Annotated in this window: 13 protein-coding genes; 1 reads left to right on the top strand and 12 read right to left on the bottom strand. The window is 69.7% G+C overall.

The window, feature by feature from the left end; all coding sequences use genetic code 11:
* Positions 1-17: 17 nt before the first annotated feature.
* Together OG709_RS26825 and OG709_RS26820 are read right to left on the bottom strand one after the other, a co-directional pair.
* Positions 18-476, bottom strand: a complete 459-nt coding sequence (locus OG709_RS26825; protein ID WP_250297505.1) for an SRPBCC family protein — start codon at positions 474-476, stop codon at positions 18-20.
* Positions 451-816 (bottom strand): ArsR/SmtB family transcription factor, encoded by a 366-nt coding sequence (locus OG709_RS26820; RefSeq protein WP_250297507.1) that lies wholly within the window; start codon positions 814-816, stop codon positions 451-453. The genes OG709_RS26825 and OG709_RS26820 overlap by 26 nt, the downstream gene beginning before the upstream one ends.
* A gap of 396 nt (positions 817-1,212) precedes the next feature.
* Here OG709_RS26820 and OG709_RS26815 point away from each other — a divergent pair, with 396 nt between their 5' ends.
* Positions 1,213-2,397: a Cmx/CmrA family chloramphenicol efflux MFS transporter gene (locus tag OG709_RS26815; protein WP_329167859.1), complete on the top strand. Its 1,185-nt coding sequence runs from the start codon at positions 1,213-1,215 to the stop codon at positions 2,395-2,397.
* Between the two features lie 48 nt (positions 2,398-2,445).
* Here the strand turns inward: OG709_RS26815 and OG709_RS26810 are convergent, their stop codons facing one another.
* The 10 genes from OG709_RS26810 to pyrH form a co-directional block, all read right to left on the bottom strand.
* Positions 2,446-3,468, bottom strand: coding sequence for an ABC transporter ATP-binding protein (locus OG709_RS26810; protein ID WP_266640523.1), 1,023 nt, complete (start codon positions 3,466-3,468; stop codon positions 2,446-2,448).
* Positions 3,468-5,123, bottom strand: a complete 1,656-nt coding sequence (locus tag OG709_RS26805) for an ABC transporter permease (RefSeq protein ID WP_266644861.1) — start codon at positions 5,121-5,123, stop codon at positions 3,468-3,470. Before OG709_RS26805 ends, OG709_RS26810 begins: the two co-directional genes overlap by 1 nt.
* A gap of 107 nt (positions 5,124-5,230) precedes the next feature.
* The gene (locus OG709_RS26800; RefSeq protein ID WP_266640525.1) at positions 5,231-6,391 is read right to left on the bottom strand and encodes a thiamine ABC transporter substrate-binding protein; all 1,161 of its coding nucleotides are present in this window, start codon (positions 6,389-6,391) and stop codon (positions 5,231-5,233) included.
* A gap of 183 nt (positions 6,392-6,574) precedes the next feature.
* A complete protein-coding gene (rlmN, locus tag OG709_RS26795) occupies positions 6,575-7,681 on the bottom strand; it encodes a 23S rRNA (adenine(2503)-C(2))-methyltransferase RlmN (RefSeq protein ID WP_250297514.1) in 1,107 nt (368 codons plus the stop codon).
* A gap of 175 nt (positions 7,682-7,856) precedes the next feature.
* Complete coding sequence (locus OG709_RS26790) at positions 7,857-8,348, bottom strand: histone deacetylase (RefSeq protein ID WP_329167854.1); 492 nt, start codon at positions 8,346-8,348, stop codon at positions 7,857-7,859.
* Between the two features lie 456 nt (positions 8,349-8,804).
* The gene (locus OG709_RS26785; protein ID WP_329169213.1) at positions 8,805-9,176 is read right to left on the bottom strand and encodes an outer membrane protein assembly factor BamB family protein; all 372 of its coding nucleotides are present in this window, start codon (positions 9,174-9,176) and stop codon (positions 8,805-8,807) included.
* 127 nt (positions 9,177-9,303) lie between these two features.
* A complete protein-coding gene (locus OG709_RS26780; RefSeq protein WP_326693908.1) occupies positions 9,304-9,465 on the bottom strand; it encodes a hypothetical protein in 162 nt (53 codons plus the stop codon).
* Between the two features lie 514 nt (positions 9,466-9,979).
* The gene (locus OG709_RS26775; protein WP_250297516.1) at positions 9,980-11,083 is read right to left on the bottom strand and encodes a phosphatidate cytidylyltransferase; all 1,104 of its coding nucleotides are present in this window, start codon (positions 11,081-11,083) and stop codon (positions 9,980-9,982) included.
* Entirely contained in the window at positions 11,083-11,640 is a 558-nt protein-coding gene (gene frr / locus OG709_RS26770; protein ID WP_250297609.1) for a ribosome recycling factor, read from the bottom strand. Before frr ends, OG709_RS26775 begins: the two co-directional genes overlap by 1 nt.
* Positions 11,641-11,765: 125 nt before the next feature.
* On the bottom strand, positions 11,766-12,530 hold the full coding sequence (gene pyrH / locus OG709_RS26765; protein ID WP_250297517.1) for a UMP kinase: 765 nt from the start codon (positions 12,528-12,530) through the stop codon (positions 11,766-11,768).
* Positions 12,531-12,594 lie beyond the last annotated feature (64 nt).

Genomic DNA, 12,594 nt, shown 5'->3' with positions numbered 1-12,594 from the left:
GGTCAGCTCCCCGCCGCTCAGCCCTCGACCAGCACCTGGGCCAGGGCGTCGAAGAAGGTGTCCCAGCCGGCCTCGGCACGTTGGTAGTCCTCGGGGCCGAGGTTGCCGCCGCCCTGGTGGAAGACCATCTCGGTGCTGCCGCCGAGGTCGGCGAAGGTAACGGTGACGATCTCGCCCTCGATGTCCGCGGGCGCTCCGCCGTCCTTGAGGGTGAAGACCAGCCGTCGCGGGGCGTCGACCTCGCGGTAGACCCCGTGGAACGGCATCTCACCATGGCCGGGGACGACCAGCACCAGGCTCCAGCTGCCACCGGGACGGACGTCCATCGAGACCCGGTCCAGGGGGGCCGGCGCGTCGCCCCCGTACCAGGCGGCGAACTGCTCGGGTGTCGTCCAGGCCCGGAAGACCAGCTCACGCGGTGCGTCGAAGACGCGGGTGATGGTGATGCCGTCAGTCGCTTCGTTGTCGGTGCTCATGATGTCCTCGCCCTTTCTGGAGCTCATTCAGATGGTCTCCGAGGCGGTCGAAGCTGTCCTGCCAGAACGTCCGGTAGGTCTCCAGCCACTGGGTGGCGTCTCCGAGCGGGGCGGCCTGAAGTCTGCAGGGCCGCCACTGTGCGTTCCGGCCCCGGCTGATCAGCCCGGCCCGCTCCAGCACCTTCAGGTGCCGGGAGACCGCCGGGAGACTCATGTCGAAGGGTTCCGCCAGATCGGTGACCGTGGCCTCGCCCTCGGAGAGCCGGGCGAGGATCGCCCGCCGTGTCGGATCGGCGAGGGCTGCGAAAACGCTGCTCAGCGGGTCCTGCTGGTTCGCCATGGTCGTTAACCACCTCGTTAATTAACCAATAAGTTCAATATAGCGCGCAGTACCTCGGATGGACACCACGGGACCGGGCTCACTATCCTGCGCCCATGTCCAGCCCCGAGGCGTCAAGACTCTAGCCACCGGTCGTCCGGTGGCCCGCCCGCCCGATCACGCCGCCCCCTCCACTGCCGTGGCCGGGGTACGGCAGGGTGCGCCCCGCCGCTGTCGGACAGCCGTGTCGAGGACCGGTCTCCATCCGCCCCACGCCCTCCGCGTGCCGGTGCGGGTGATCCCGCGCGGAGGCCGCGCCCGTCCCGCCGGAGAGTCGTCATCGACACCGGGGCGGTGACGCCGCGGCCGACCGCCACCCCGTTGTCTTTCGGTCTCACGTGGTTGTGGAGTCCTGCTGTGCCATTCGCTGTCTACCTGCTCGGCCTGGCCGTTTTCGCCCAGGGAACATCCGAGTTCATGCTGTCCGGCCTCGTACCGGACATCGCGCAAGAGATGCAGGTGTCCATCCCGGCCGCCGGGTCGCTGACCTCCGCCTTCGCAGTGGGGATGGTCGTGGGCGCGCCGCTGATGGCCGTTCTCGGTCTGCGCTGGTCGCGCAGGAGGGCGCTCCTGGTCTTCCTGTGCACGTTCCTTCTGGTCCATGTGGTCGGCGCAGTGACCACCAGCTTCGCGGTACTGCTGGCGGCGCGGGTCGTCGGGGCGTTCGCCAACGCCGGGTTCCTCGCCGTGGCCCTGGTGACCGCGGCCGGCCTGGTCGGGCCGGACGCCAAGGGGCGCGCCACCTCGACGCTGCTCGGCGGCATCACCCTCGCCTGCGTCATCGGGGTGCCCGCCGGTGCCTGGCTCGGCCAACTCTGGGGCTGGCGTGCGGCGTTCTGGGCGGTGGCCCTGCTGTCGGTGCCTGCCGTGTTCGCCATCCTGCACGCGGTACCGGCCGCCGCCCCGGACTCCGTACGGGTGGGTGTGCGTGGCGAACTGCGGGCGCTGCGCGGCCCCCGGCTGCTGGTGACCCTGCTGCTGGGGGCGCTGGTGAACGGCGCGACGTTCTGCACCTTCACGTATCTCGCCCCGCTGCTCACCACCGTGACCGGTTTCGGTACCGGCTGGGTTCCCGCGCTGCTGGCGCTCTTCGGCCTGGGCGCGTTCACCGGTGTCACCGTCGGCGGCCGGGTGGCCGACGTGCGGCCGGATCAACTCCTGTCGGCCGGTGGGGTGCTGCTGCTCGCCGGGTGGGCCGCCTTCGCGCTGTCCGCCGGAAATCCGGTGGTGGCGCTCGTGCTCGTCTTCGTCCAGGGGGCCCTCTCGTTCGCCGTCGGGTCCACCCTGATCTCACAGGCGCTCTACGCGGCGACCGGGGCACCGGCCCTGGCCGGCGGGTTCGCCACCGCCTCGTTCAATGTGGGCGCCGCGGTCGGCCCCTGGTTCGGCGGCGCGGCCATCGGAGCAGGGTTCGGCTACCGCTCGCCGCTCTGGGTCAGCACCCTGCTGGTGGCTCTCGCACTCGCCGTCGGAGCCCTGGCCCACGCGGTCCGGCACGGCGTGGCGAACCGCAGGAAGGAGCTGCCCGCGAACGTGTCGTAGCCGACCGGCCATTGGGGGGGGGAGCGGCGGTTCGGAGGCGAGCCGCCGCTACGCCCCCGCGAGCAGCACCACATCGGCGGCGTCGAAGGCCGCTCCGACCGTCTCCCCCACTCCGGGCGCGGTGAGCAGCGGGCACTCGGCCTCCAGCTGCGGGCCGTGCTCCGGGTCCAGGAGCACGGCCACGTGGTTGCCCCGGAAGGTCCGCGCCCGCACCGTGCAGCGCACCCCCTCGTCCTGCGGTACGAGGCGTACGCCCGCGGGCCGCACCAGCAGCCGGCTTTCCCCCTGCGGCGAGCCTCCCGGTACCGGGATCCTGCCCCAGGGGGTGTCGGCGGCCTCGCCGGCCACCGTCGCGGTCACCACGTTGTCGAAGCCGAGGAAGCGCGCGACGAACTCCGAGGCGGGCCGCTGCCACACCTCCAGCGGCGTGCCGACCTGGGCGATCCGGCCGTCCCGCATCACCACGACCCGGTCGGCGAGCGCGAAGGCCTCGCCCTGGTCGTGCGTGACGGCGAGCACGGTCGTACCCAACCGGCCGAAGAGCTCCCGCAGTTCGACGACGAGACGCTCGCGCAGGCTGCGGTCGAGCTGGCCGAGCGGCTCGTCCAGCATCAGCAGTTTGGGCTGCGGGGCCAGGGCGCGGGCGAGCGCGACGCGCTGCTGCTCGCCGCCGGAGAGCGCGGCCACGGCGCGCCGCTGGGCGCCCGGCAGTCCGACCAGGTCCAGCAACTCCGTTACCCGGCGGTCCCGTTCGGGCCTCGGGACGGAGTGCATCCGCAACCCGAAGGCCACATTGCCGCCGACGTCACGCTGCGGGAAGAGCTGGTGGTCCTGGAACATCAGGCCGACGCCCCTGCGGTGCACCGGCACTCCGGTCTGTTCGGCGCCGTCCAGCAGCACCCGCCCGGCAGCGGTGGGCTGGAGGCCCGCCACCACCCGAAGCAGGGTGGATTTGCCGCTGCCGCTGGGACCGAGCACACAGACGGTCTCGTGTGCGCCGACCGTCAGCTCCACCGCGTCCAGCGCGGTCCGCTGTCCGAAACGGACCGTCACGCCGTCCAGTTGCAGCATCAGAACTCTCCCGAGCGGTCGGAGGGGGTCCCCCCGGGCTGAGCCCGGGGGCGGATACGTTCCAGCACCAGCAGCGACACCGCGCACACCAGCATCAGGATCGTGGACAGCGCCATCGCCTGCCCGTAGTTGAGTTCACCGGCCCGTGCGAGCAGCCGCGCCACGGCCACCGGAAGCGTCGGGTTGTCCGGCCTGGCGATGAAGACCGTCGCACCGAACTCCCCCAGGGACACGGCGAACGCGAACCCGGCGGCGACCAGCAGCGCCCGTCGCACCATCGGCAGGTCCACCTCCCGCCAGGCCCGCAGCGGCGAGGCCCCCAGGACCGCCGCCGCCTCGCGCAGCCTGCCGTCCACCGCTCGCAGCACGGGCAGCATGGTCCGTACGACGAAGGGCACGCCGACCAGCGCCTGGGCCAGCGGGACCAGGATCCAGGACGCCCGCAGATCGAGCGGCGGCTTGTCGAGGGTGATCAGAAAGCCGAAGCCGACGGTGACCGCGGAAACCCCGAGGGGAAGCATCAACAGCGCGTCGAACCCGCGCACGAGCCGACCCGCGCGCCGGGTGAGTGCCGCCGCCGCCAGTCCGCCGACGGCCAGCGCGATACCGGTGGCGACCAGCGCGTACCGCACGGAGTTCCAGATGGCCTCGATCGGCGGGACCAGGAACGTACCGCCGTTCGCGCCCTGCGACTGGAGCGCCCGGTAGAACCCGAAGCCGTACCCGCCGGGGGTGTCCAGCGAGTGTTCGACGAGTACACCCAGCGGCAGCAGGATCAGCACGACGATCACCGCGAGCACCCCGCCGAGCAGCGTCCACTGGCCGGCGCCGCGAGGCCGGCGCGCGGTCTGCGCCGGGTCCACCAGTTTCAGCGTGCTCTCCCTGCGCCGCACCGTCCACGCGTGCAGCGCGAGGATCGCGCCGACCGCGGCGAACTGCACCAGGGTCAGCACGGCCGCCGTCGGCAGATCGAGGAGTTCGGCGGTCTCCCGGTAGATCTCTACCTCAAGGGTGGAGAAGGTCGGTCCGCCGAGGATCTGCACCACCCCGAAGGAGGTGAAGGTGAACAGGAAGACCATCAGCCCGGCGGCGGACACGGCGGGGGCCAGCGCGGGCAGCGTCACCCGCCGCCAGGCGGCGAACCGGGAGGCGCCGAGCACCCGTGCGGCCTCCTCCTGGCGCGGGTCGAGCTGCGACCAGAGGCCGCCCACGGACCGTACGACCACCGCGTAGTTGAAGAAGACGTGCGCCAGCAGGATCGCCCACACCGTGGTGTCCAGACGCACCCCCCACAACTGGTCGAGCAGCCCGCCCCGGCCCAGCAGGGCGAGGAAGGCGGTGCCGACGACCACGGTGGGCAGTACGAAGGGAACCGTCACCACCGCGCGCAGCAACTGCTTGCCCGGGAACTCCAGGCGCGCGAAGACGTAGGCGCCGGGGAGCGCGATCAGCAGCGTCAGCCCGGTCGACGCGCCCGCCTGCCAGGTGGTGAACCACAGGACGTGCAGGATGTCGGGGCTGCTCAGTACGTCGGCTATCCGCCCGAACTGCCAGGCTCCGCCCACCTTGAGACCGCGACCGACGATCGCGGCCACGGGGTAGGCGAAGAAGACCGCGAAGAACGCGACGGGCACGACCAGCAGTCCGAGCCGCACGGCGTTCGCGCGCCGTGCGGTCCGGGCCACGGCCCCGGATCCTGCTTCTGCTTCTGCTTCTGCTTCTGCTTCTGCGGCGGACTCGGCTCCGGCCCCTGCGCCGGGCTCTACCTCAGGACGAGCGAGGACCACGACTTGACCCACTGGTCACGGTTCTTGGCGATGGTGTCGGGCGCGACGCTCTGCGGGGCGGTGATCTTCGCGCCGAACTCGGTGAACAGCGGGGGCAGTTCCGCGTCCTTCGCCACCGGGTCCACGAACATGTTCAGCGGCATGTCCTCCTGGAATTTCTTGCTGATCAGGAAGTCGAGCAGCGCCTTGCCGCCCGCCTCGTTCTTCGCACCGTCCAGCAGTCCCGCGAACTCGATCTGCCGGAAGCAGGTCGAGGTGGCGACACCGGTCGGGGCGGTCTTCGGCTGCGGCTTGGCGTACAGCACCTCGGCGGGCGGGCTGGAGGCGTACGAGACGACGAGCGGCCGGTCGCCCTTGGCCTTCCTGCCACCGGCCGAGCCGGAGAACTCCTGGTTGTACGCCTGCTCCCAGCCGTCCACGACCTTCACGCCGTTGGCCTTGAGCTTCTTCCAGTAGTCCTGCCAGCCGCTGTCGCCGTACTTCGCCACGGTGCCGAGCATGAAACCGAGCCCCGGGGACGAGGTGGCGACGTTCTCGGTGACCAGGAGGTTCTTGTACGCCGGCTTGACCAGGTCGTCGAAGGACTGCGGCGGGGCGAGCTTGTGGTCGGCGAAGTACTTCTTGTCGTAGTTGACGCAGAGGTCACCGGTGTCGATGGGGGTGACCCGGTGCTTCTCCGCGTCGAGCTGTACGTCGGCGGGTATCCGGTCCAGGCCCTTCGCCTCGTACGGCGTGAAGAGCCCGTTGTCGAGCGCCCGCGACAGCAGCGTGTTGTCGACACCGAAGAAGACGTCACCGCGCGGCGATCCCTTGGTGAGGATCTCCTGGTTCAGCGCGGCGCCCGCGTCCCCGCTCTTGAGGACGTGGACGGTGTAACCGGTCTCCTCGGTGAACTCCTTCAGCACGGAGGGAGAAGCGACGAAGGAGTCGTGGCTGACCAGCGTCACGGTCTTGGACGCCTTGGCCGTCTTGCCCGACGCACCGGAGCCGCTGTCCGAACTCCCGCACGCGGCGAGCGTCGAGACACCCAGCGCGGCGGCCAGCGCGGTGACCGTCAGCTTCTTCGTGGCGAGCGTTCGCCGGGTGCGGGACGCTCTCGTGGTGGTGCTCACTGAATTCCTCCTGGGATGGGACATCCAGGAAGAGACGCGGCCCTGCCCGCAGAAAACGGGCAGGGCGCAACAGCTCGAGTAGTGACCGAACTTCCTACCCGGAATGACCCGGGCGAGGTTCAGAGGGTCTGCGGCATGGCCGCACTCTCAGCGCTGTGGCGCTCCCCTGTCGGAATATGAAAATGTGCGGCCCACGTTACACCGGGCCTACCGCTCGGAGGCCGCCAGCTGTCCGCACGCTCCGTCGATCTCCTGGCCACGGGTGTCCCGCACGGTCACCGGCACACCGTGTGCGGCGATCGCGGACACGAACGCCCGCTCGTCCTCCGGCCTGGACGCGGTCCACTTGGAGCCCGGCGTCGGATTCAGCGGGATCAGGTTGACGTGCACCGGCTTGCCCTTGAGCAGGCGGCCGAGCCGGTCACCGCGCCACGCCTGGTCGTTGATGTCGCGGATCAGGGCGTACTCGATCGAGACCCGGCGGCCGGACTTCTCCGCGTACTCCCACGCCGCGTCCAGCACCTCGCGTACCTTCCAGCGGGTGTTCACCGGGACGAGGGTGTCGCGCAGCTCGTCGTCGGGGGCGTGCAGCGAGACCGCGAGGCGGCACTTGAAGCCCTCGTCGGCGAAGCGCAGCATCGCGGGCACCAGGCCCACCGTGGAGACGGTGATCCCGCGCTGCGAAAGGCCGAGCCCGTCGGGCTCGGGATCGGTCAGCCGACGGATGGAACCGACGACCCGCTTGTAGTTGGCGAGCGGCTCGCCCATGCCCATGAAGACGATGTTGGAGAGCCGCGCGGGACCTCCGGGGACCTCACCGTCACGCAGCGCGCGCATCCCGTCGACGATCTGGTGCACGATCTCGGCGGTCGACAGATTCCGGTCCAGGCCCGCCTGCCCCGTGGCGCAGAAGGGGCAGTTCATACCGCAGCCCGCCTGCGAGGAGATGCACATGGTCACCCGGTCCGGGTAGCGCATCAGCACCGACTCGACGAGCGTGCCGTCGTGCAGCTTCCAGAGCGTCTTACGGGTGGTGTCGTCGTCGCAGCTGATGTGCCGCACGACACTCATCAGCTCGGGGAGCAGCGCCTCCCGCAGCTTCTCGCGCGAAGCGGCCGGGATGTCGGTCCACTCGGCGGGGTCGTGGGCGTACCGCGCGAAGTAGTGCTGCGACAGCTGCTTGGCGCGGAACGGCTTCTCGCCGGTCTCGGCCACGGCGTCCTTGCGCTCGGCGGGCGTGAGGTCGGCGAGGTGGAGCGGGGGCTTCTTGGCTCCGCGGGGCGCGACGAAAGTGAGTTCTCCGGGCTTAGGCATGGTTCATCCAGTGTCGCAGACACCCGGTGGTACTCACGGTCGTCGTGCTGCTGAGAGGCGAGAGAGGCCGGCTCGGGACGGTCGTCGTTGGTCGTTGCCGGTCACCCTTGGCCACCCTCCGACGGCCCACAGCCGGCCCGAACGGCATCGTCGCTCAGGCCGGCTGAGCTGCGGCTCACTCCGCGATCAGGCCCCGGATCGCCTCTTCCGACCAGTGACCGGCGGCCCCGCGCGACGAAGCGACGTAGGCCGCCACCGTGTCCGCGTCCCAGGCCCCGGCCTCAAGCAGGCCGGAAGCGACGAAACTCACGTAGGCACGAGAGGGCGGCACCAAGGTCACGTCGTCGGCTCCCCAAGGGGCTGTGAAGGTGAGAACGGGCAGTCCGTCCATCTGCCCCGCGCACACCAGAGTCTCGTACCGCCCACTCCCCAGCTGCGCGACGCCCGAGGTGAGGACCGCGCTGAGATCGAGGTCTTCGCCGGGGCTCCTGTACATCTCCTGAGCGGCGATGTCCGCGAACTGCGCCGCCGAGACAAGGTAGGCGCGGGCATAGACCCGTCCCTCCTGTTCCGGGTCGTAGAAGGCTCGTCCGCCGCCCCAGACCGGCGATTCCGTGGCGAAGTAGAGGACGCCTCTCAGCTCCACGGGCACGGATCGACTGGGCATGCGCCGGTCCCTGCACCCCGGATACGTCATGCTCCCACCGGGCGGCTGACCACCCTCGATGTAGGCGGCAAGCCGGTCAAGGTGCATGTTCGAGCCGTACGAGGTGTACCAAACGTGCTGGGGCGCGGACTCCTCCACGGCCCCTGGCTCGATGGGATGCGCGCCAACCACAGTGCCTCCACTTCTCTATCGGATCCGAACCGATGACCTACACATGACGAGGGCCTACAAGATCGTGAACGATGGTGTCGACTCCTGTCGCCGAGTCCCGTCGCTCCGGCCAGAGACCGATTACCCGAGGCCCGAGTACGGCCCGGTCCCACCTGGGACGAACTCATGTGCGGCGCTCGGAAAACGACACAGCCACTGCCCCGACCATGACGCCTCACCAGGTCGAACAACGCTTTCAGCGGTGCCGGACCCAGCCAAGACGTCATCCGGACGCCGTTGTCGCGCTCAGGCCGGGCTCGGCGCCGCGCCCGTGGCCGCGTCGAGGGCCACCACACCGTCCGCAGTGCTGACATACACGAAGCCGTACGCCGTGACCAAGCCGTCGCCCAGCGTGGCTTCGGACCTGCCGGACCAGGTCGAGGTGGACCAGCGCTCGGAGCCGTCATCGGCGTCGAAGGCATGAACGATGCCGTCGGGGGGGGCGGTCCTGCCGACGAAGACCAGGCCCCCCGCCACCACGATCTGCGTGGTGTGCGGCGTCGAGAGGTCCTTCTCGAGGGTCCACTTCTTGTGTCCCGTCGACGGGTCGAGCGTACATGTGCCTGTCCCGGCACGCGAAGTAGACGGTTCGCGGTGCGTTCCCGCGTGCGAACGGATCGGCCGTCCGCGTCGGCAACTAGGTGCGCCGCGGGAGGCTGTTCGGGAGTGCTCGGCACATATGTGGGCGGGTGAGCCGTGGCCTGGGGTATGAGGGGAGCGGCAGGCATCGCCACCTGCGCCGAAGTCAGGTCAGAGCCCGCAGTTCGTCACCGCCCAGAGCCGCGGACTGCGGTCGGTCGACCGGTCGTTTCGCGAGCAGCCGCAGGACCAGAGCGTCGAGTGCGGCGGGAAGCCCGGCGCGCAGCGACCCCGGCGTGTCAGGCGCCTTGTTCAGATGGGCAGTCATCAGGGACACCGGGTCGCTCGCCGTGAACGGCGGTTCCCCGGTGAGCAGTTCGTACAGGACGCAACGCCACCAGTTCGTACCTGTCCGCGATGACCCGCACAGCTGACCCCCTCCGTACCGCACCTGGCGCCACGCTCCGAAGCACCCACGGTCGGACCCCGTTGTACCCGAAGCGCCCGACACCCTCGCCAACCGGGTCTCCCTACGCCACTCCAGAAGGGCAAGGCCAAGCGGCCCAAGAAGTGGACCGCTTGGCCGCTCGGCTCACGCATCGCCACGCAAGCAGTTCCGCGGCATCCCCGTCGTGCGGCCCGGCATGCCCCGGGCATGAAAAACCCCAGGTCACGGCGAGTGAGTCCTGGGGTATTCCGAGACGCCTTCGGGATCCGAACCCGAGACCTACGCATGACGAGCTTGTACATGGTTCATCCAGTGCCACAGACACTGGAGGGAGGGCCCGCCGCCCTGTGGACGACGCCCCTCCCTCCGGTGAAGACGCAGGTCGGAACCGGTGTCAGGAGCCCACGAACAGCACCATCAGCAGCCATACGACCGGAGCCGTGGGCAGCAGGGAGTCCAGCCGGTCCATGATGCCGCCGTGGCCCGGCAGCAGCGTGCCCATGTCCTTGATCCCGAGATCCCTCTTGATCATGGACTCGCCCAGGTCACCGAGGGTGGCGCTGGCCGCGACGGCGAGGCCGAGCAGCAGACCCTGCCACCACTGCCCGTCGTCGATCAGGAACTGCATGCACAGCGCGCCCGCCACCATCGCGAAGGTGACCGCACCGACCAGTCCCTCGCGGGTCTTGCCGGGGCTGATGCGCGGTGCGAGCTTGTGCTTGCCGAAGCGCCAGCCGATCGCGTACGCCCCGGTGTCGCTGACCACGGTCAGCAGCAGGAAGGTGAGCACCCGCCAGGGTCCGTCGTCCGACGTGAGCAGCAGCGCCACGAAGGTCGCGAGGAACGGCACGTAGAACGCGGCGAACACGCCCGCCGTGACGTCCCTGAGGTATCCCTCGGGCGACGCGGCCATCCGCCACACCAGTACCGCCAGCGCGGTGAGCGCCATGGCGACCCAGGCGCCCTCCGCACCGCGGGCGTACCCGGCGACGACCATGGCGGCGCCGCCCACCGCGAGCGGTACCAGCGGAGCCTTGATGCCCTTGCGCTCGTCGAGCCGGGAGGTCAGCTCCCAGAGACCGACGACCACCGCGACCGCGATCACTCCGACGAACGCGGCCTTCCAGATGAAGAGCGAAGCGACGACCACCACCCCGAGACCGACACCGACCCCTATCGCGGACCGCAGATCACGGCCGGCTTTCTTCTTCTCGGGGGGCGGCGGCGGGGCGGACATGGGCTCCTGCGGCATCTCGTCACGGAACAGGGGGCCACTCGGGCGAGTGGCCCCCCGGTCGTGTGCGGCACGTGCGTGTTCCGCACGGTCGTGATCTTCGGCGTCTCTGCCTGCGTCGGGCACGATGGGCATGGGCCGAGTCTGCTCAACTTCGTGCTCGCCGTAGGCGGGACCCGCCGGGACAGGCCCCTGGTCGGGGGCCTGTCGCCATTCCCCGACGGAGTGGCCGCTCTGCGGGGCACCCCAGGAAGAGTCGTTCATCAGACCTCGAGCAGCTCGGCTTCCTTGTGCTTGAGCAGCTCGTCCACCTGCGCGACGTACCTCGCGGTGGTGTCGTCGAGCTCCTTCTCGGCGCGGCGGCCCTCGTCCTCGCCGACCTCGCCGTCCTTGATCATCTTGTCGATCGTCTCCTTGGCCTTACGGCGGATGGAACGGATCGAGATCTTGGAGTCCTCGGCCTTGGTCCTGGCGACCTTGGTGTACTCCTTGCGGCGCTCACCGGTCAGCTCGGGGAACGTCACACGGATGATGTTTCCGTCGTTGCTGGGGTTGACGCCGAGGTCCGAGTCACGGATCGCCTGCTCGATGTTGCGCAGGGCGCTCTTGTCGAACGGGGTCACCACGGCCATCCGCGCCTCGGGCACGGAGAACGAGGCGAGCTGGTTGATCGGGGTCAACGCGCCGTAGTAATCCGCCACGATCTTGCTGAACATCGCCGGGTGCGCACGCCCGGTGCGGATCGCAGCGAAGTCCTCCTTGGCGACCACGACGGCCTTCTCCATCTTCTCCTCGGCCTCGAGGAGGGTCTCTTCGATCACCACTTGCTCCCGCATGTCTTGAGTGGGCCCTGTGCTCTCAGGCCCTGGAGTAAACCCGTGTCTTGCCCTGCACGGTGTCCGACCGGCAGGTTCTTGTCCACCTTTTCGGCGGCCGTCCCCGGTGTTCAGGCCCGGGTGCCCTGGTCGTTCACAAGAGTCCCGATCTTCTCACCCTTGACGGCACGCGCGATGTTGCCCGAGGCGAGCAGCTCGAAGACGAGGATGGGCAGGCTGTTGTCACGGCAGAGAGTGATAGCGGTGGCGTCGGCGACCTTGAGGTCGCGCGAGAGGACCTCGCTGTACTCCAGCGCGTCGAACTTCACCGCACCGGGGTTCTTCTTCGGGTCGGAGTCGTAGACCCCGTCCACGCCGTTCTTGCCCATGAGCAGCGCCTCGGCGTCGATCTCCAGAGCGCGCTGCGCGGCCGTGGTGTCGGTGGAGAAGTACGGCATGCCCATGCCCGCGCCGAAGATGACGACGCGTCCCTTCTCCAGATGCCGCACGGCGCGCAGCGGGATGTACGGCTCCGCGACCTGCCCCATGGTGATGGCGGTCTGGACGCGGGAATCGATGCCCTCCTTCTCCAGGAAGTCCTGGAGGGCGAGGCAGTTCATGACCGTGCCGAGCATGCCCATGTAGTCGGAGCGGGCCCGGTCCATGCCGCGCTGCTGGAGCTCGGCACCGCGGAAGAAGTTGCCGCCGCCGATGACGACCGCGATCTCCGCGCCGTCACGGACGACCGCCGCGATCTCGCGGGCGATGGCGTGTACGACGTCGGGGTCGACGCCGAGGCCTCCGCCACCCGCGAACGCCTCGCCGGACAGCTTCAGCATGAAGCGGCCGTACTTCTTGCCGTTGTCGCTCTGATCGGCTTTATCGGCCTGTTCCATGGAGATCTCCTCGTGCGCATACGAAGAAGGCCATTGCCGGGGGTCCTTGCGGTTCCCTGTGCGG

The sequence above is a fragment of the Streptomyces sp. NBC_01267 genome (assembly GCF_036241575.1).
Taxonomy (GTDB): domain Bacteria; phylum Actinomycetota; class Actinomycetes; order Streptomycetales; family Streptomycetaceae; genus Streptomyces.
Note: the sequence above shows the minus strand (reverse complement) of the source record. Positions and strands in the feature narration are given on the sequence as shown.